This is a genomic window from Actinokineospora sp. UV203, assembly GCF_056323665.1.
Genome location: NZ_CM150484.1, coordinates 3,096,404 through 3,115,095 on the forward strand (window position 1 = coordinate 3,096,404; position 18,692 = coordinate 3,115,095).

Annotated in this window: 15 protein-coding genes and 1 other RNA gene; 6 read left to right on the forward strand and 10 right to left on the reverse strand. The window is 70.1% G+C overall.

Annotation, left to right across the window (positions count from 1 at the left end):
- Window positions 1–327: 327 nt before the first annotated feature.
- Window positions 328–712, reverse strand: an RNA gene (gene rnpB, locus ACUZ2Y_RS14410) — RNase P RNA component class A.
- Between the two features lie 118 nt (window positions 713–830).
- Here rnpB and ssuE point away from each other — a divergent pair.
- Window positions 831–1,385 carry an NADPH-dependent FMN reductase gene (gene ssuE / locus ACUZ2Y_RS14415; RefSeq protein ID WP_476331128.1) on the forward strand — a complete coding sequence of 185 codons (555 nt, stop codon included), beginning with the start codon at window positions 831–833 and terminating at the stop codon, window positions 1,383–1,385.
- 34 nt (window positions 1,386–1,419) lie between these two features.
- On the opposite strand, the gene ACUZ2Y_RS14420 is transcribed toward ssuE, so the two are convergent.
- The 6 genes from ACUZ2Y_RS14420 to ACUZ2Y_RS14445 all read right to left on the reverse strand — a co-directional run bounded on the left by ACUZ2Y_RS14420 (window position 1,420) and on the right by ACUZ2Y_RS14445 (window position 5,554).
- The gene (locus tag ACUZ2Y_RS14420) at window positions 1,420–2,496 is read right to left on the reverse strand and encodes a bifunctional RNase H/acid phosphatase (RefSeq protein ID WP_476331815.1); all 1,077 of its coding nucleotides are present in this window, start codon (window positions 2,494–2,496) and stop codon (window positions 1,420–1,422) included.
- Between the two features lie 2 nt (window positions 2,497–2,498).
- Window positions 2,499–3,236 (reverse strand): zinc ribbon domain-containing protein, encoded by a 738-nt coding sequence (locus tag ACUZ2Y_RS14425; RefSeq protein WP_476331131.1) that lies wholly within the window; start codon window positions 3,234–3,236, stop codon window positions 2,499–2,501.
- The gene (locus ACUZ2Y_RS14430; protein ID WP_476331134.1) at window positions 3,233–4,069 is read right to left on the reverse strand and encodes a Nif3-like dinuclear metal center hexameric protein; all 837 of its coding nucleotides are present in this window, start codon (window positions 4,067–4,069) and stop codon (window positions 3,233–3,235) included. Before ACUZ2Y_RS14430 ends, ACUZ2Y_RS14425 begins: the two co-directional genes overlap by 4 nt.
- On the reverse strand, window positions 4,066–5,130 hold the full coding sequence (cobC, locus tag ACUZ2Y_RS14435; RefSeq protein ID WP_476331137.1) for an Rv2231c family pyridoxal phosphate-dependent protein CobC: 1,065 nt from the start codon (window positions 5,128–5,130) through the stop codon (window positions 4,066–4,068). The genes ACUZ2Y_RS14430 and cobC overlap by 4 nt, the downstream gene beginning before the upstream one ends.
- The gene (locus tag ACUZ2Y_RS14440) at window positions 5,127–5,270 is read right to left on the reverse strand and encodes a hypothetical protein (protein WP_476331139.1); all 144 of its coding nucleotides are present in this window, start codon (window positions 5,268–5,270) and stop codon (window positions 5,127–5,129) included. Before ACUZ2Y_RS14440 ends, cobC begins: the two co-directional genes overlap by 4 nt.
- Window positions 5,271–5,362: 92 nt before the next feature.
- On the reverse strand, window positions 5,363–5,554 hold the full coding sequence (locus ACUZ2Y_RS14445) for a hypothetical protein (protein WP_476331142.1): 192 nt from the start codon (window positions 5,552–5,554) through the stop codon (window positions 5,363–5,365).
- A gap of 17 nt (window positions 5,555–5,571) precedes the next feature.
- Here ACUZ2Y_RS14445 and ACUZ2Y_RS14450 point away from each other — a divergent pair, with 17 nt between their 5' ends.
- Entirely contained in the window at window positions 5,572–6,027 is a 456-nt protein-coding gene (locus ACUZ2Y_RS14450; RefSeq protein ID WP_476331145.1) for a low molecular weight protein-tyrosine-phosphatase, read from the forward strand.
- 27 nt (window positions 6,028–6,054) lie between these two features.
- Here ACUZ2Y_RS14450 and ACUZ2Y_RS14455 read toward each other — a convergent pair whose 3' ends face one another.
- Window positions 6,055–7,707 carry a choice-of-anchor B family protein gene (locus ACUZ2Y_RS14455; RefSeq protein ID WP_476331148.1) on the reverse strand — a complete coding sequence of 551 codons (1,653 nt, stop codon included), beginning with the start codon at window positions 7,705–7,707 and terminating at the stop codon, window positions 6,055–6,057.
- Between the two features lie 193 nt (window positions 7,708–7,900).
- The gene (locus ACUZ2Y_RS14460; protein WP_476331151.1) at window positions 7,901–9,565 is read right to left on the reverse strand and encodes a choice-of-anchor B family protein; all 1,665 of its coding nucleotides are present in this window, start codon (window positions 9,563–9,565) and stop codon (window positions 7,901–7,903) included.
- Between the two features lie 268 nt (window positions 9,566–9,833).
- Between ACUZ2Y_RS14460 and ACUZ2Y_RS14465 the strand changes: the two genes are divergently transcribed.
- Window positions 9,834–10,640 (forward strand): SURF1 family cytochrome oxidase biogenesis protein, encoded by an 807-nt coding sequence (locus tag ACUZ2Y_RS14465; RefSeq protein WP_476331154.1) that lies wholly within the window; start codon window positions 9,834–9,836, stop codon window positions 10,638–10,640.
- A 97-nt stretch (window positions 10,641–10,737) separates the two neighbouring features.
- Here ACUZ2Y_RS14465 and ACUZ2Y_RS14470 read toward each other — a convergent pair whose 3' ends face one another.
- On the reverse strand, window positions 10,738–11,718 hold the full coding sequence (locus ACUZ2Y_RS14470; RefSeq protein ID WP_476331157.1) for a cobalamin biosynthesis protein: 981 nt from the start codon (window positions 11,716–11,718) through the stop codon (window positions 10,738–10,740).
- A 99-nt stretch (window positions 11,719–11,817) separates the two neighbouring features.
- Here ACUZ2Y_RS14470 and ACUZ2Y_RS14475 point away from each other — a divergent pair, with 99 nt between their 5' ends.
- Genes ACUZ2Y_RS14475 through ACUZ2Y_RS14485 form a run of 3 tightly spaced genes read left to right on the forward strand, consistent with a single transcriptional unit; the run spans window position 11,818 to window position 18,690 of the window.
- Entirely contained in the window at window positions 11,818–13,368 is a 1,551-nt protein-coding gene (locus ACUZ2Y_RS14475; RefSeq protein WP_476331160.1) for a DUF2397 domain-containing protein, read from the forward strand.
- Window positions 13,358–14,560, forward strand: a complete 1,203-nt coding sequence (locus ACUZ2Y_RS14480) for a TIGR02678 family protein (protein ID WP_476331163.1) — start codon at window positions 13,358–13,360, stop codon at window positions 14,558–14,560. The genes ACUZ2Y_RS14475 and ACUZ2Y_RS14480 overlap by 11 nt, the downstream gene beginning before the upstream one ends.
- Window positions 14,557–18,690, forward strand: a complete 4,134-nt coding sequence (locus ACUZ2Y_RS14485) for a TIGR02680 family protein (protein ID WP_476331166.1) — start codon at window positions 14,557–14,559, stop codon at window positions 18,688–18,690. Before ACUZ2Y_RS14480 ends, ACUZ2Y_RS14485 begins: the two co-directional genes overlap by 4 nt.
- Window positions 18,691–18,692: the final 2 nt, after the last annotated feature.

The following is an 18,692-nucleotide window of genomic DNA, read 5'->3' on the forward strand; positions in this document are numbered from 1 at the left end:
GCGCGGCAGGTCTGTGCTGGGCCCCCAGGAGGGTCTCATGAGGAGCACATGATTGTCATTACGATCGGTAGCTGATGTGATGCGCTCCGTAGATCCACCAGGCCCGCGTCCTCCCGTCGGATGAGTTTGTTTACCCCCATCATCGGTCGAACAGGGCTGGTCAGAGCCGATGACCACCCGAATTTCCCAGTCACCGGCGGAGTTCACCCACCTGCACCACATCGTGCACGCGGGGTGTGACATTTCACAGGTGAACTTCAGGCGCGTCTCGCGCGAAGTTACTCCGATCGGTGTATGTCAAGCGTTCACAGTTTCGAGCGGACAGGGCGGGCGAGCCGACCGTAAGCCGGATCCTGTCCACGGGACCGAAATCCCGATCGGCGACCATCCATCTAGACCTGCCGTCGCCGGCAGGCTCGTGCGGCCTACCCGCAGACTCGGGCGGGCAGCCCTCGAACGTCTGCGCAGGAGCCCGGAGGCTCCCTCTTGGCCTTGCTCCGGGTGGGGTTTACCTAGCCACCTCGGTCACCCGAGATGCTGGTGGTCTCTTACACCACCGTTTCACCCTTACCTGGCTTTCACCAGGCGGTCTGTTTTCTGTGGCACTGTCCCGCGGGTCACCCCGGGTTGCCGTTAACAACCACCCTGCCCTGCGGAGTCCGGACTTTCCTCGCCGGTGCTTTCACACCGCCGCGGCCGCCCTGCCGACTCGCCCGCACATCAAGGATACGGAGCGCGTCTCCTGCCCTGGCACTCCCATGGTGTGGACGCTCTTTGAGCAGGTCGCGGGCACCTGATCTACTCAAGTGAAAGGGATGAGGAGGTGTGCGATGGCATCGGTGGTGATCATCTCCGGGAGTCCGTCGGGGCGCACCCGGGCGGCCATCTTGGTGGCCCACGCCGAAGTCGAACTGCGCCGGGCCGGTCACACGGTTCACACGATCGCGGTACGCGACTTACCGACCGTCGCCCTTCTGTCCGAGGACGTCGACCACCCGGAGATTCGGGCGGCGCTCGACCTCGTGTCTTCCGCAGATGGCCTGGTCGTGGCCAGTCCGGTCTACCGCGCCGCGTATAGCGGGCTGGTGAAGTCGCTGCTCGACCTGCTGCCCTCGGGGACGCTTGAGTCCATCGCGGTGTTGCCATTGGCGAATGGTGGGACGCAGGGGCACATCGTGGCCATCGATTTCGCTCTGTTGCCGTTGTTGCGGGCGCTGGGGGCCACTGATGTGTTGCCCGGGCATTTTGTGCTTGATCGGATGATCGCCGCACCTGAGGAAGGTGGCTTCGTTCGGCCGCTTGCCGCTGTGGCTTTGAACGAGACGCTCTCCGAGTTCGCTCGGCTCATGGCGGCTGTTCGCTCGCCCGTCGCGCTCGCGGGCTGACTTCGGGCTTCGGACGCCTATGTTGCCCGTGCCGTCATGCGAGGTGAGAGGTGTCGTTGACCAAGCGGACCGAGGCGTTTCCATCCGGGTAGAACTCCACGATCGACAGCGACGCCAAGTCCAGATGCAGCCTGAAAAGCAGCGAGGGACCTACGTCGAGACCCATGCGTAGCAAGGACTTGATCGGGGTTACGTGGCTGACCACGATCAGGGTATTGCCGCCGTATTTGGTGATCAAGTCGTCGCGGGTTTTGCGGACTCGGCGGTGGACGGCGTCCATGCTTTCGCCGTTGGGGGCCGCGACCGAGGTGTCCGAGAGCCATTGGGTGTGTAGCCGAGGGTCTCGAGCGGACGCCTCGGCGAAGGTCAGGCCGTCCCAGTCGCCGAAGTTGGTTTCGATCAGGCCCTCATGGGTGGTGACCTCGCCGCCCGTCGCCGCCGCGACGGCGCGGGCGGTGGCCATCGTCCGGGAGAGCGGGGAGGCGACGATCGGGGTGCCCGCGTCGACGTGGTCGAGTTTCGCGACCCGTTTCGCGGTGGCCTCGGCCTGGGCCTCGCCGAGGTCGGTCAGGGCGACGTCGACCCGGCCGGAGTAACGGCGCTCCGCCGACATCGCGGTCTGGCCGTGGCGAAGCAGCAACAACCTGGTCGGCTCGCCCTGGACGCCGGTCCACGATGGCGCCTTGGCAGGCTTGGCGACCTTCGGCTCGATGCCTGCCTGGCGGTCCATCGCCTCGTTGGCGAGGCGGTCGGCGTGGGTGTTCTTCGCTCGGGCGATCCAGTCGAACTCGACGCGCTGGAAGGCGCGGACCAGTTCGCGGGCGCGCTGGGCCAGGGGCTGCATCGAGGGGTGCTTGACCTGCCAGCGGCCGCACATCTGCTCGACGACCAGCTTCGAGTCCATGCGGACCGAGACGGAGTCCGCGCCGAGTTCGGCGGCGGCTTCCAGGCCCGCGATCAGGCCCCGGTACTCGGCGACGTTGTTGGTCGCGCGGCCGATGCCCTCGGCTCGTTCGGCGAGGACCGCGCCGGTGGCGGCGTCGAAGACGACGGCGCCGTAGCCCGCGGGGCCCGGGTTGCCCCGGGATCCGCCGTCGGCTTCGACGATCACCTTCACAGGCCGGACTCCGGGGTCCGAATCAGAATCGCCCCGCATTCCTCGCATTCGAGGACCTCGTCGCCCGCGGTGTCCTTGATCCGGGAAATCTCGCGCCGGTCGAGTTCGATCCGGCAGGCGCCGCAGCGGCGGGCGCGCAGCAGGGCCGCGCCGACGCCCTTCTGCTTGCGTTTGCGCTCGTAGATGGCCAGCAGGTCCTCCGGGATGTCGGGCAGGATCTTGGCCCGCTCGGCGTCGCGGCGGGACTCGTTGGTGTCGAGGTCGGCGAGGTTCTCGTCGCGGCGGCGGTTGGCCTCGCCCAGCGCGTCCTCGGCCTTCGCCAGCTCGACGGAGGCGTGCTTGCCGTCCATCTCGACGGCTTCGCGGCGCTCCATCAGCTCCAGCAGGTCGTCCTCGAGGATGCCCTGCCTGCGCTCCAGGGTGGCCAGCTCGTGTTCGAGGTCGGTCAGCTGCTTCGCGCCGACGGTGCCACCGGCGAGCAGTTTGCGGTCGCGGTCCTCGCGGGCCCGCACGGCGTCGATCTCCTTCTCCTGCCGTGCCACCTCGCGGTCGAGGTCGTCGAGCTGCATCTGCACGGCGACCTGCGCGTCCCGCTTGGCCTGCGCGGCCTTCTCGCCGTCGGCGACCTCGGCCAGCTCCGGCATGGTGCGCCGCTGGTGCTGCACGCGCGCCAGTTCGGCGTCGACGCCTGCGAGGTCGAGGAGACGACGTTGGACAGCGGGATCGGCTTTCACCCGGTGAACCTCCCGGTTCGGGTTGGCGCCCCGGCGGACTGGGCGGTCCAAGGATCGGTGCGGATGGTGGAGACGGTGACGCTGACGGTACCGCCGAGGCCCGCGCGCAGGATGCCCGCCGCCTGGTCGCACCACGGCCACTCGCCGGCCCAGTGCGCGACGTCGACCAGGGCGGGCCCGCCCGCGGCGAGATGCTCGCAGGCCGGGTGGTGGCGCAGGTCGGCGGTGACGTAGGCGTCGACGCCCGCGGCGGCGGCGGCACTGAGATAGGAGTCACCCGCGCCGCCGGACACCGCGACGGTCTGGACGCGCCGGTTGGTGTCGCCCGCGGCGCGCACACCGCCCTCGGTGGCGGGCAGCGCCCGGGCCACGCGCTCGACGAAGACGGCGAACGGCTCGGGCTTGTCGAGGGTGCCGATCCGGCCGATGCCGGTGCGGCCGTCGGCGTTGGGGTTGAGCGGGCCGGTGACGGTCAGGCCGATCGCCTCGGCGAGCGCGTCGGACACGCCTGGGTCGGCGGCGTCGGCGTTGGTGTGCGCGCAGAACAGGGCGACCCCCGCGCGGACCATGCGGTGCACGAGCGAGCCCTTGGGGGTGTCGGCGGGGACGCCGTGCACGCCGCGAAGCAGCAGCGGATGGTGAGCGACGATCAGCTGCGCGCCGAGTTCGATCGCTTCGTCCACTGTGGACTCGGTCGGGTCCACGCAGACCAGGATTCCCGTGACCTCCTCGGCGGGGTCGCCGCACACCAGGCCGACGGCGTCCCAGCTCTCGGCGAGCGCGGGCGGGTAGGCGGCGTCGAGCGCGGCCACCGCGTCGGCGACGGTCGTCACAGGGTGACCTCCACGGCGAGTTCGGATTTCAGCGCGGCCACGAGCGGCGCGCACTGTTCGGGCGAGCGGACGGCGACCCGCAGATGGTCGGGGCCCAGGCCGGGGAACGTGTCGGCCCGGCGGACCGCGATCCCCCGTTCCCGCAGGCCTTGGCGCACGCGCTCGCCGTCGGGGACGCGCAGCAGGAGGAAGGGCGCCGACGCCGGACCGGTCACGGTGATGCCGAGTTCCTCCAGCGCTTCGACGAGGTCTTCGCGGTGGGACAGGGCTTCGACGGCCGCCACCTCGGTCTCGGCCACCGCGGGCGGCTCGCTGCAGGCGATGACGGCTTCCAGGACCAGGGTGCCAACTGGCCACTGTGGACGGTCGGTGCCGAGTCGGGCCAGCAGGTCCGGGGAGCCGAGCGCGTATCCGGCGCGCAGGCCGGGCAGCGCCCAGGTCTTGGTGAGGCTGCGGAAGACCAGCAGGCCGGGGGTTTCCTGGTCGTGGGCCAGGGATTCGATCTCGCCGGGCACCGCGTCCATGAACGCCTCGTCGACGAGCACCGTCCGCCCGGGCCGCGCGAGCGCGCGAATCAGGTCGGCCGGGTGCAGCGTCGAGGTCGGGTTGGTCGGGTTGCCCACGACCACCAGGTCGGCCTCGGCGGGAACGAGTTCGGGGCGCAGGGCGTAGCCGTCGTCCGCGCTGAGCAGCACCCGATGGACGGGCACCCCGGCCTGCCGCAGCGCGACCTCGGGCTCGGTGAACGACGGGTGCACCAGCGCGGCGAGCGCGGGCCGCAGGCGAGGCAGCAGCGCGAAGCCCTCGGCGGAGCCGTTGAGGATGAGCACCTGGTCGGCGTCGCGGCCGTGCCGGTCGGCGACGGCGGTGCGGGCGGCGAGGTCGTCGGCAGCGGATGGGTACTTGCCCAGTCGGTCGACCGCGGCGACGAGGCGGTCGCGCAGCCATGCCGGGGGACGCTCGCCGCGCACGTTCACCGCGAAGTCGAGCAGGCCCGGCGCGGCGTCGACGTCGCCGTGGTGCCGCAAGAGGGCGTGCTCGTCGGATCCGGTGCTGGTCATCGCGGTAATCCTAATGAGTTCGGTTGGACCGCTCTCCGGCCGCCGCCAGGTTGCGCGACCATGCCTTCGTCCATGCCGCCGATGTCGATGTCCACTACGTCGAGCACGGCCACGGGGAACACACCGCCGTCCTGCTCCACGGGGTTCTCCCCCGAGCACCGGTTGATGACCGGGTGCTTCGAGCCGGTCTTCGCCAAGCGCGACGGCCGGCGGCGGATCTACCTTGATCTGGCTAGTCGACCAGGGCGCTGAGGCCGTGTTCGCGTAGCCAGCGCTTCGAGCGCAGCCGGGCGAGGTCGTCGGTGGTGGACCGCACGGTCATGTGGTGGTCGACGGCCTCGGTGAGCCTGCTCATCGCCTGGGCGCGCTCCGAGTCCGGCAGCCGCCGGATCCGCTCCGGTGACCACCACGGCTCCTCGTCCATCCCTACTCTCTCTCCCTGTGCATATCTGCTTCGTCTGTACTGGCAACATCTGCCGCTCCCCGATGGCAGCCCTGGTGTTCGGCGAGCACCTGCGCCGCGCCGGGCTGGCCGACCAGGTCCGGGTGACCAGCGCGGGGACGGGTGGCTGGCATGTGGGTGACCCCGCCGACCCCCGGACCGTGCGGGTCCTGTCCGACAACGGCTACCCGAGCGACCACAGCGCCGCCCAGGTCGGCGACGACCATCTTGACGCCGACCTGCTCATCGCGCTGGACGCCGGACACGCCCGCGCGTTGCGTGTCCGGGTTCCCGACCCGACGACAGTGCGGTTGCTGCGCGAGTTCGACCCCGACGCGGGCGGCGACCTCGATGTCCCGGACCCGTACTACGGCGACGACAAGGGATTCGCCGAGGTCATGGCCATGGTCGAGGCCGCCTGCCCGGGTCTGCTGGACTGGGTCAGGGCGCGCTGAAGGGCCCCGGCCGGGGCCCTTCAGCGGTCAGAACGTGATCTTGAAATTGTCGATGTAGCCGGTGTCGTAGCGGGCGACGTCTTGGACTTTGAGTTTCCAGACGCCCTTGAGCGGCTCGGAGGACAGGTCGACCGTGTAGGTCGCGATGACGTTGTCCGCCGAGTCGTTGCCCGAGGAGTTCTTCAAGCGGTAGGCCGTGCCGTCCGGGGCCACCAGGTCGATGACCAGGTCACCGCGCCAGGTGTGCTTGACGTCGACGTCGACCTTCGTCGTCGGGGATCCGGCGCCGTCGAGTCCCGTGACCTGGATGTCGCTGGTGACCGCGGCGCCCGCGTCCGGGATGTTGACGTTGTTCGGGTTCTCGTACACCCGCGGCGGCAGGTCGCCGCCGAGGTTCGGCTTCACCACGAACAGGCCCTGTTCGATCCCGTTGACGATGATGTTGCCGCTCTTGAAGAACGGGTAGTTCGCCCACGTGCCGTTGAAGCCGACGCCGTCGCTGCTGGGGTAGATATCGAAGAAGCCCGCCTCGGTGAGCGACCCGCTCGCCACGCCGGTGACGTCGAGGATGCGCAGGCCGGAGCGGTAGTTCGACTGGAAGGCGTGCTTGCCGACCACGAACATCTGGTGGTCGGTCGCCTCGACCGACGAGGTGTAGGTGCCGATGTGCTTCGGCGCGGCCAGGCTGGCCATGTCGAAGATGTAGGTCTTCGCGCGCTTGTCTGCCGCGCCCTCGTGGTCGAGTTCGTCGTCGAGCAGGAAGTAGCGCTTGCCCTCGGTGAACCAGCCCTGGTGCACGTACTTCGCGCCGGTGTAGCTGATGCGCGAGAGCTGCCTCGGGTTGGCCTTGTCGGTCACATCGACGGTGGTGATCGTGTCCTCGTTGGAGTTCACGCAGATCTCGCGCCCGCGGTACGCCGCGTCCGGGCCGTCGTAGGTGACGCAGTGGTTGTCGTGGACGTAGCCGTCCTGGGACACGCAGCCGGCGTTGACCGGGTTCTTCGGCGTGCGCACATCGACCATGTGTGAGCCGCCGCTGCAGGTGTTGGAGCCGTTCGCGTAGACGAAACCGGTCGCCGGGTTGACCGTGATCGTGTGCGCGGGGCCGAATCCGGTGTAGATCTTGTCGGCGGTGAAGGTCTGCGGCGAGGTCACCGCACGCAGGCGGGTCAGGTCGAAGACCTGCATTCCGTGGCCGGTGACGAAGTCGGCGACGATGAACGCGTGGTTGGCGTAGACGTCGATGTCCCGCCAACTGCTCGTGCCGCCGTTGGTGGGCAGATTGCCGAGGTAAACCGGCGAGGTCGGGTTGGTCACGTCCACGAACGACGTGCCGTTGCTGCGCCCGACCAGCGCGTACTCCTTGTTGTTGGTCGGGTCGGTCCAGCCCCAGATGTCGTTGCCGTTGCCGCCGCCGATGCCCGACATCGGCAGGTAGCTCATGAGGTCGACGTTCTCGCAGGGGTACTGATCCGCCTTGCCGTTGACGCACGGCACGCCGGCCGCGGTACCCGTGATCGCGGCGCTCCGGTCGGGCTGCTGGTAGTCGGCCATGAACTCCTGGATCGCGGCCTGACCCTCCGGGGTGTTCGGATCGTGGGCGCCCGCTGTCGCATTCGTCATGGCGAATATGGACCCGGCGATGACCAGGGCCGCGAAGACATTTCTTCGATACCGCACGGTAGTGCTCCTTCTGGATGCAGGGAGTCCAGATATCGGAAAACACCGAATAGGCGATGACTCCGTATGAAAACGGTAGTCATCGCCTATTTCGCCGGGAACCCGACAATTCTTGCCAGTAGGTCGCTGTGAAACTTCTGGGATTGCGAATGGACTGAGGGGTCCCGCCGTTCGGGCGGGACCCCTCAGCGGTCTAGAACTGAACGCTCCAGGCGTCGATGTAGCCGGTGTCGTACTGGGCGACGTCCTGGACCTTGAGCTTCCAGGTGCCGTTGGCGACCTCGGTCGAAGCGTTCACCGTGTAGGTGGTGATCACGTTGTCGGCCGAGTCGTTGCCCGACGAGTTCTTCAACCGGTACAGGGAACCATCCGGGGCCACCAGGTCGATGACCAGGTCACCGCGCCAGGTGTGCTTGATGTCGACGTTCACCTTCAGCGTCGACGGGGCGTTGCCCGCCTGGCCGGTCACGGTGACGTCGCTGGTGATCGCGGCGCCCGCGTCCGGGATGTTGACGTTGTTGGTGTTCTCGAACTTACCGCCGGTCGGCGGCGGGTCGACGACGCCGCCCAGGTTGGGCTTGACGACTACGAGGCCCTGCTCGATGCCGTTGACGACCACGTTGCCGGACGGGAAGTACGGGTACGTGCTCCACGCGCCGTTGAACTGCGCGCCGTCGGCGGACGGGTAGATGTCGAAGTAGCCCGCCTCGGTCAGCGACGCCGACGCCACGTTCTTGATGTCGAGGATGCGCAGACCCGCGCGGTAGTTCGCCTGGTAGACGTAGTCGCCCTTGACGTACATGTTGTGGTCGATCGCCTCGACCGGGGAGCTGTAGGTGCCGGTGTGCCGCGGCGCGGTCAGGCTGGTCAGGTCCCAGATGTAGGTCTTGGTCTTCTTGTCCGCGGACGAGCGCTGCTCATCGAGCTCGTCGTCCATCAGGAAGAACTTCTGGTTCTCGGTGAGCCAGCCCTGGTGCGAGTACTGGGCGCCCGAGTAGCCGGTGCGGGAGAGCTGCACCGGGTTGCTCTTGGTGGTCACGTCGACGATCGTCAGCGTGTCCTCGTTGGAGTTGAAGCAGATCTCGCGACCGGTGTAGCGGGTGTCCGGGCCGCGGTAGACCACGCACTGGTTGTCGTGCGTGTAGCCGTCCTGGGACACACAGCCCGCGTTGACCGGGTTCTTCGGCGTGCGGATGTCGACCATGTGCGGGCCGCCGCTGCAGGTGTTCGAGCCGATCGCGTAGGCGTAGCCGGTCTCTTCGTTGATCGCGATGTTGTGCGCGGGTCCGAAGCCGGTGTAGAGCTTGTCGACGGTGAACGTCTGCGCGGAGGTCACGGTGCGCAGGCGGGTCAGGTCGAAGACCTGCATGCCGTGGCCGTTGATCATGTCGGCGACGATGAACGCGTGGTCCTTGTAGACCTTCATGTCGCGCCAGGTGCTGCTGCCGCCGTTGGAGGGCAGGTTGCCCAGGTACTTCGGCGAGGTCGGCGTGCTGATGTCGACGAACGCGGTGCCGTTGGTCCGGCCGACGATCGCGTATTCCTTCTGGTTGGTCGGGTCGGTCCAACCCCAGATGTCGTTGCCGTTGCCGCCGCCGAGGCCGGAGAGCGGCAGGACGCTGACCAAGTCGACGTTCTTGCAGGGGTAGATGTCGGCTTTGCCGTTGACGCACGGCACACCCGCGGCGGTCCCGGTGATCGGGGCCCGGCGGTCGGCGGGCTCGTAGTCGGCCATGAACGCGCGCGCGGCGGCCTGACCCTCGGGCGTCTCCGGGTCGTGCGCCCCGGCGGGCGCGGTCGACACCGCCAGCACGCCTGCCATAAGCAGCATCAAGCCGCTAATTCGTCGAAACCTCAAGGTGGTGCTCCTTCTGGAGTTACCCAGACTCGTCACCACAGAGGTTTCCGAGTCCGGGCGCAGGGTGGACTCCGTGCGGAATCATCGTTGGGGACATTGATCCCGAATTGAACATTAGCCAAGGCCTGGTTTCAGCAGAACCGACGAGTGGTGGGAGTTCCCGGCAGTAATTCCCATTTGCCATTCCCATTTGCCATTCATCGGTCGCCAATGGGGTTCTCGGGGACCGGGAGCCAGGTCACAGCGGCCGCCGGCCTACCGTTGTGGGGTGCGGTCGCTGCTGCGCCCTGGGTGGCTGATGCTGGCTTTCGTCGTGGTCGTCTTCGCCACGGCGTGCTTCACCCTGCTCGCCCCCTGGCAGTTCACCCGCTACGAGGACCGCAAGTCCACCAACGACGCCATCACGTCGTCTTTCGAGGCCGCCCCCATCCCCATCCAGTCCGCCGACCCCGCGACCCAGTGGCGCCGGGTGACGTTGTCCGGCACGTACCTGCCGAAAGCGGAAGCGGTGGCCCGCCTTCGGACGGTGCAGGGCGCGGCGGCGTTCGAGGTCCTGACCCCATTCAGGCTGGCGACGGGCGAGGTGATCCTGGTCGACCGAGGCTTCATCCGCCCGGTCGAGGGCGTCCGCGTCCCCGACTTCGCCCCGGCCCCCACCGGCCCGGTCGACTTGGTCGCACGCGTCCGGGCGGACGAACGCGACCCACAGGGCAGGCCGGCTTTCACGGAGGAAGGCCGCAAACACGTCTACGCGGTGGACTCCCGCACGGTCGGTGAGACGGCTGGGTTGTCGATTCGGCCTGGGTACGCACAGCTGGAGGAAGGCTCACCCGGCGTCCTGGGCGCCCTTCCCCTGCCGCAACTGGACGTGGGTCCGTACTTGTCCTACGCCCTGCAGTGGATCGCCTTCGGCGCGATGGCCTTGCTTGGCTTGGTGTACTTCACTTGGCGAGAGATCAAACCCGGCGGCATGCTGCGCACGGACGCCCCCAAGCGACGTTCTGTGGCAGAGATCTTGGCCGACGACGACAAGGCCCACGCCACCCAACCGCGAGTCGCCCCCTCCGGCAAGTGAGTCGCCCCGTCCGGCAAGTGAGTTCACCATTCAGCCGCGCGAACACCGGACCGCACGCCACGGCACTCCGACGCCGAAGCCTGCGTGAGTGTTGAACTCACTTGCCGGACGGGGCGACTCGTTTGCCGGAAGGGGCGACTCGCGGGGGGCCGGTGAAGAGGGCGACGGTTGCGGCGACGACGGCGGTGAGGGCACCCACGACGCGGGAGAGTTCCACCGCCCTGGTCACGTGTCCCGCGTCCGGCATGCGGCCGGTTCCGAGGACTGGGCGGTCTTCGACACCGTGTGGATACACCGTGCGGCCACCCAGGCGGACCTCCAAAGCCCCCGCGAAGGCGGCCTCCACCCGACCCGCGTTGGGGCTCGGGTGTGCGGCGGCGTCTCGTTGCCAGGCTGTCCAAGCGCCCTTGCGGTCGCCGCCGACCACGGGGGCCCCGATCACCGTCAACGCCGCCGCCAATCGGGCGGGCAAGAGGTTCGCCAGGTCGTCGAGGCGGGCTGAGGCCCAGCCGAAGCGACGGTAGCGGGGGGACCTGTGGCCGACCATCGCGTCCATGGTGTTGATCGCGCGGTAGCCAAGGAGGCCGGGGACGCCTGCGACCGCACCCCAGAACAGGGGCGCCACGACAGCGTCGGACGTGTTTTCGGCGACCGATTCGACGGTGGCGCGGGCCATCGCGGGTGAGTCGAGCGTGCTTGGGTCGCGGCCACACAGGTGGGGGATGCGTTCCCGGGCCGCTTCCACCGCTCCCGCGTCGAGGTGGCGGCCGATCATCGCGCCCTCGGCGGCCAGCGAGCGGCCGCCCAGGACGAACCAGGTGGCTATCGCTGTGCCGAGGACCCGGACCCAGGGGCGGCGCTTGCCCGCCCGTTCGACGGCCACACCCAAAGCGATGGCTGAACCCGCCAGCGCGGCCGTGTATGCGACGCCGGGAACGTGGTGGTCGCGGTAGAGCGTCCGCTCGACGCGCTGGGCGACGGTGCCGAATCCGGCGACCGGGTGCCAGCGTCGCGGGTCCCCCAAGACGACGTCGGCGGCGACGCCTAACAGCAGTCCGATAGCGCGCGCCGACGACACGGTCCCTCCTCGCAAAGATTCCCCCTGGAGAGGGAACCGTATCGCGCGCGCGGTCCCGGAGTGCGCGGGTGTCGGCCCCCTTGGCTATCGTGGGCCGCCGTGGAGCCAGAGCAGGAGACCGACACCGAGCACAGGCTTCAGCTCTACGCCTATCTGCAGCCGCGTGAGCACCACCGCACCTATCTCGCGATCATGCGGCTGTTCACCTCGACCCTGCTTGCCGACCTTTCGGCGGGCGAGGTGTCCTCCGCCCTGGCCGCCGCCGAGCGGGACGGGCGCATCGACATCGGTGAGTCGCACGTCGACGTGGTGATTCCCCGAATGCGGCAGCTCGTGGAGTGGGGCAACCTCGTGCACGGCCGTCGCGAGACGATCGCCGCGAGCATCGCCGAGTTCCAGCAGGGCAGCATGCGCTACCAGGTCAGCAAGCTCGCCGTGCGGGTGCAGCGCGACGTCGACGAGTTGCTGCGGGTTCCCGAGGGCGCCCGCGAGGTGTCCCGTGAGCTGCTGCCCGCCATCGAGCGCGGCCTGGTCCAGCTCGGTGAGACGCTGGCCACGGCGTCGGCGCGCACCCAGCTCGACGCCGGGTCGCTGCCCGCCCGCCGGGCCCGGGAGCTGCTGGCCGAGCGGGTCACCACCCTGTTCCTGCAGCACGCCGAGCTGGCCGCCACGGTCCGCGACTTCTACGCCTACCTGGGCCAGATTCTCACCCGCCATCACCTGGCGCCGGAAGAGATCTCCGGGTTCCGGAATCTGCTGGTCGAGTACATCCAGGTCGTCGTCGAGGACGTCCTGCGGCACACCCCGAAGATCGCCGCGACCCTGTCCACGCTGGCGGGCGCCCGGTCCGAGCTGCTCAGCCTCCTGCGGCCCGCCGAACAGTTGGGCACCGCCGTCGAGCGCACCCGCGGCCGCCGCGACAAGGACTGGCAGGACCTGACCGACTGGTTCGCCGACCGCCCCGGCAACCCCAGCCAGGTGACCGCCCTGCGCGACGCGACGACCCGGGCCATCGGCGCCCTGCTGGCCACGGTCCGCCGAGCCACCACCGGCGGCGGGCTGCTGCCGAGCAGGCGCGCGGAACTGGTCAGGCTCGCCGGCTGGTTCAACGCGGCCTCTCCCGACGAGGCCCACGCGATCTACGCCGCCGCCTTCGGCATGTACTCCGCGCGCAACCTCCTGCCCGCGCCGGAGCACGACGGCGACGACGAGCACACCGCCTGGAGCGACGGTCCCGCAGTCGACGTGTCCGTGAGCGTGCGCGGCCGGGGCGATCGCGGCGCGCGCGGACGGACTTCGCGGATCATGGACGACCCGATCACCGAGCAGGGTCTGCTCGCCCAGGCCCGTGCGGCCGACGAACGCCGGGAGTCGGCGTCCGCCGAACTGGCCGCCGCATCGTCCGCTTTGGACAGTGTCACGCTGTCCGGCGAGGCTCTGGGCGCGTTCTGCGAGCTCCTGACGCTGGCCATGGCGCAGCGCGAAGGCGCCGACGACCCGGGCGCGGCCACCGACCAGGTCCGCGGCCTGACGCTCACGCTGACACCGGAGTCCGGTCGCACCACCATGATCCGCAGCACCTCGGGCACGCTGACCCTGCGCGACACCGCCGTCGGGATCGCAAGAGCGGAGGTGCGCGGTGCGCGCTGACGCCAGAGACCCCCTAGTCGGGCTGTCCGACATCGACGCGGCCAACGTCGCCCGCTGCGCCAAGGTGCTGCTGCGCCACCCGCTGCTGCGCCCAGGCGGCCCGGACGGCGACCTCCTCCCGATGGTCTACCGCTACCGCACCGCGCTGCAGGAGATGTTCGCCGCGCTCCTGGGCTACCGGCTCGTCGTCGAGCGCCGCTTCGCCCGCCTCTACAAGGCGGGCCCCGGCACCGACCCGACCCGCGGTGAGCCGACGCTGTCCCCACGCGGCTACGCCTACGTCTGCCTGACCATGGCCGCGCTGACCGGCGTGGGCAGGCAGGTGCTGCTGTCCCGGCTGGTCGCCGACGTGCGGGCCACCGCGAGCGAGGCGGGCATCGCCGTCGTCGACGACATCGCCGACCGCCGCGCCCTGACCGCCGCGCTGCGCCACCTCATCGGCCTCGGCGTGATCAGCGAGACCGACGGCACCGTCGCGGGCCTGATCGGCGAAGTCCCGGCGGAGGCGCTGATCACCATCCACACGGACCTGCTCGGCCAGCTCCTCGCCGGTTCGCTCGCCGAGGCCGAGTCCGCCGAGGAACTCGTCGCGATCGCCGCGGCGCCGGGCCAGGTCGAGCACGCGGTGCGCCGTCGCCTGGTGGAGAACCCGGTGACGCTGCACGCGGACCTGCCGGCCGACGAGGCCGACTGGCTGCTGCGCAGGCAGCGCCGCGAATCCGTGGTGTTGGAGCGGTGCTTCGGCTTGATCACCGAGACCCGGGCGGAGGGTGTGGCCGTCACCGACCCGGAGGAGTACCTGACCGACGTGGTCTTCCCCGGCACGAGTACGGTCGCTCGCATCGCCCTGCTCGCCTTGCCGGAACTGCTCGACGAGACCGACCGGCCGGACGGGCGGGTGCCGGTGTCGGCCGCCCGACTGCGCGAGGTCTGCGCGAACCTGGTCGAGGACTACCCGGCCGCGTGGGCCCGTCAGGCCACCGAAGACCTGGAGACACTTGTCGCCTCGATCGCGGACCTGTTGACCCGCCTCACACTGGCGGTGCCGGACGGCGACGGGTGGCTCATCAGCCCGGCGGCGCACCGCTGGCTGCCGCAGCCGGACGACACACCCGCGCGCAACACCGTGACGCCGGTCCAGTACGCCCCCGAACCGGGGTGGTCGCTGTTCGACGAGGAAGGGGAGTCTTGAGCACGCCGGATGACACCGCGGCCGATCCGACAGCCGCTCCGGTGGTGGGCCGCTGGCGGCTGCACCGGGGCGGGATCGTCAACATCTGGCAGTACCGCGAGCAGACCTTCGACTTCTCCGGTGGCCGCGCGATCTTCCAGGGCACCAACGGCTCCGGCAAGTCACGCACCCTGGAACTGCTGCTGCCGCTGTGCCTCGACGGCGACCTGCGCTACCTGGGTTCCAAGGGCGCCGGCACGGTCTCGATCCGCAGGCTCATGCTCGACGACTACGACGGCGGCCCCAACCGCATCGGCTACGCGTGGATCGAGCTGCACCGCACCGGCGCGGCCGGTCAGGACGAGTACCTGACCTGCGGCATCGGTGTGAAGGCGTCGGCGACATCGCAGCAGATCAGCGACTCGTGGCGGTTCGTCACGCCGTCGCGCGTCGGCACCCACTTCCAGCTCGCCTCCGCCGACCGGGTCCCGCTGGGTCCGGCCGCGCTGCGCGATGTCCTCGGCGCCGACCGGATCTACGACGAGGCCGCCTTCCGCGCGAAAGTCGCCGAGACGGTCTACGGCGTGCCGGGCGGCCGCTACGGCGACCTGCTCCACCTGCAGCGCACCCTGCGAAACCCCGACATCGGCCTCAAGGTCCAGGACGGGCAGCTCGAGCAGATCCTGTCCGACGCGCTGCCGCCGCTCGACATCGGCGTCGTCGAGCAGCTCGCGACTTCGTTCGAGGACCTGGAATCCATCCGGGAGAATATCGGCAGGCTCAGCTCGGCCGACGAGGCGATGAGCGCTTTCCTGTCGGGCTACTCGGGTTATGCCCTCAACGCGCTGCACGCGGCGGGCAGCCGGGCCGCGGCGGCGAACGGCGTCCTCGACAAGGCGCACGCCGAAATCCGTACCCTGCAAGGGAAACTCGCCACCGACAGCGGCAAGCACCGTGGTGGCGAGGAGAAAGTCCAGTTGCTGGAGGAGCGCGACGCCGAGCTGGAGAACAGCATCGACTCGCTCAAGTCGCTGCCCGTCTACCAGGGTCTGCGCGACCTGCAGGACCGCGAGCGGCTGGTGGAACGCACCCGCGAAGCGGCGGGCGCCGCGCTCGACAACGCCGCCACCCAGCGCAACCACGCCGACCGCGCGGTCGAGACCGTGCTGACCGTGCTGCGCAGGCTCGGCGGCGATCTCGAGGACGCCACCGAACTCGCACACTCCACAGAGGATGGACTGGTGGCCGCCGGGCTCGACCCGGGCCTGTGTCCACCGCTGCCTGTCGCGCCGAACCCCTTGCCGCGCACCATGTCCGACAAGGTCCGGGCCAAGCCCGACCCGGAGGCCGAGCCGCTGGAGATCCAGCGCCGCACGCCACCGGAGATCGCCCCGGATGGACTGGACGCGGAGCTGACCGCCACGGCCGCGCGGGTCACCGAGGCCGGATCGCAGCTCGCCCAGCGCGGCGCGCTGGCGATGTCGCTGCACGAGCGCGCGCGCAAGCTCGACGCCGAGCGGGCCGAACTCGACCGCCTGCAGGCGAAAGCCCGCGAGGCGCAGATCGAGGCGACCGAAACCGCCGGCCGCCGAAATGAGGCCCGCCAACGGTTCGGTGTCGCCGCGGAGATGTGGTGCGAGCAGGCGCGCGCGTGGACCAAGGCCGGCCCGTTCGCCGAGGACCACGCTCCCCGCCCGCCGGGTCAGCCCTCGGTCGCCCGCATCGAAGAGGTGCCGGACGCCAGCAGGCAGGCGAGGGACTCCGCGCGGCAGTGGGCGGCGCCGCACCTCTCGGCGCTGCGCCAGCAGGTCGTGGGCGCCCGCCAGGTCGTCGACGACCTCGTGGGGCGGATCAAGGACACCGAGGCGCGGCTGATCGAGCTGCGCAAGGGCGTCGACGCCACTCCCCCGCCGCCGCAGTACGCCGCCGCCGAGCGCGATCCCGCCGCGGGCAGGCCGTTCTACCGCCTGGTCGACTTCGTCGCGGGCGAGGCCGATGCCGGGCTTGAGGCGGCTCTGCAGGCCAGTGGGCTGCTCAACGCCTGGGTCACCGCCGACGGTCTCGCCGACCCGGCGGTCTCCGATGTGCTCGCCACCGTGGACACCAAGGCGACGCGCCCGCTGTCCGCCGCGCTGGCGCCCGCCGTCGAGCCGGACAGCCCGGTTCCCGCCGACGTCGTGGCGCGGCTGCTCGACGCCGTGTCCTACGAGGGTGACCACCCCGGACTGACTGTGTGGTCGTCGGGCCGGTGGCGCGCGGGCGTCCTCACCGGCGCACTGTCCAAAAAGGACGCCGAGTTCGTCGGCGCGGGCGCCCGGGAGGCCGCGCGCAAGCGGTCGATCACCGAGCTGGGCGCCGCGCTGGAGACGATGCACGATCAGCTGGCGGACGCGGAAACCGAGCTGCGCCGCCGCGTTCAAGCTGTCGAGGTGTGGGAGTCGCACCTCGACGCGTTCCCGGACGACCGCGATCTGATCGCCGGGCGGGTCAGCGCGATCGAGTCGGAGCGGCTGGCCGCCGAGACCTCGGCGAAGGCCGACCTGCTGCGCGCCGAGCACCTCAGCGCCGACGGCCGAGTCAAGGCGATGGAGACCGAGCTGGCCCAGGACGCGGGCGCCGCCGGGCTGCCCGCCGACACCGAGGCCCTGCGCCAGGCCCACCGCGCGGCGACACAGGCGCGGGGAGCCGCCGAGAGCCTGCGCGACGCGCTCGCCAAGCGTTGCGCCGGAACGGTGCGCGACTTGGTCGAGGCGCTGCACGACCACAACGCCGCCGTCGACGACCGCGACACCGCCGAGGCCGTGGCGAACGAGAAGTGCGTGGCGTTCCACCGGGAAGCGGCCGCGCTGGCCGAGCTGACCTCCGCGATCGGCGGCGAGGCCGAAGGCGTGGCCCGCCAGCTGACCGAGCTGGAACGGCAGCGTCGAACCACGCGGGAAGAGCTGCCCGCGGCCCGCAAGTCCACGACGGAGCTGTCCAACCAGGTGGTGAAGACGCAGACGCTGCTCGACACCCGGGTGGCCGAGATCGACGGAAAGCGCGCCGCCGCCGCGACGGCCGCGCGGGCGTTCACCGACGCGCTGGCCGCTCCGGGCGTGTGGCCCGCCGCGATCGACGACGACCGCCCGGCTGACGACGAAGAGGCGTTCGCCCTCCTGGAAACCGCGGTGTCGCAGGCGAAGCGGCTGCCGAGCGAGGAGAACGTCCTCACCAAGCTGCAGGCGCTACAGGCGTCGCTGGCCGGCACGCACAACGTGCTGCCGGAGCGGCACGCGGGCATCCTCACTGTCGTCGTGTCCGCCGAGGAAGGTCCGGCGCCGGTCGCGGTCGCGGCCAGGCGAGTCGCCGACCGTCTGGCGGAACGTCGAGGCTTCCTCACCGAGCAGTACCAGGGGATCTTCGCCCTGCACCTGGTCCGTGAACTCGCCGAGCGGCTGTCCGGCCAGATCGCGGTGGCCGAGGACCTGACGCGCCGGATGAACGACGTGCTCGACACCGCCCGGTCCAGCCAGGGCGTCCATGTCCAGCTCGACTGGCAGCCCGCCGCGTGGCTCGACGAGTCCACTGTGGAGGCTCTGCGGCTGCTGCGGATGCCGTTCGCCGACCGCAGCGAGGAACAGGACGCCCGGCTGCAGCAGGTGTTCACCGACCGCATCGAAGCCGAGCGCGACTCCGCGTCGGGCGGCTACACGGAGATCTTGGCGCGGGCACTGGACTACCGCTCTTGGTTCGCCTTCACCGTGCGGGTGCGCGACAGCGCACCGGACGGCAAGCCGCGCTCGCGGCGGCTGCGCCAGCTCTCCTCCGGCGAGACCCGCCTGATCTCCTACGTGACGCTTTTCGCTGCGGCGGCGGCGTTCTACGGCGCCATCAGCGCGGGTGTCGCGGCGACGTCCCGGATGTCGCCGCTGCGGCTGGTCCTGCTCGACGAGGCGTTCGAGCGGCTCGACGACCCGACCATCGCCCGGATGCTGGGGCTGCTCGTGGACCTCGACATGGACTGGGTGATCACCTGGCCCAGCGGCTGGGGCGTGTCCGACCGCATCCCGCGCATGCACATCTACGACGTGCTGCGCCCCAAGTCCGGCCACGGTGTCGCGTGCACGCACACCACCTGGGACGGCGGCGGCCTCGAACGGGACGACCCGTGACG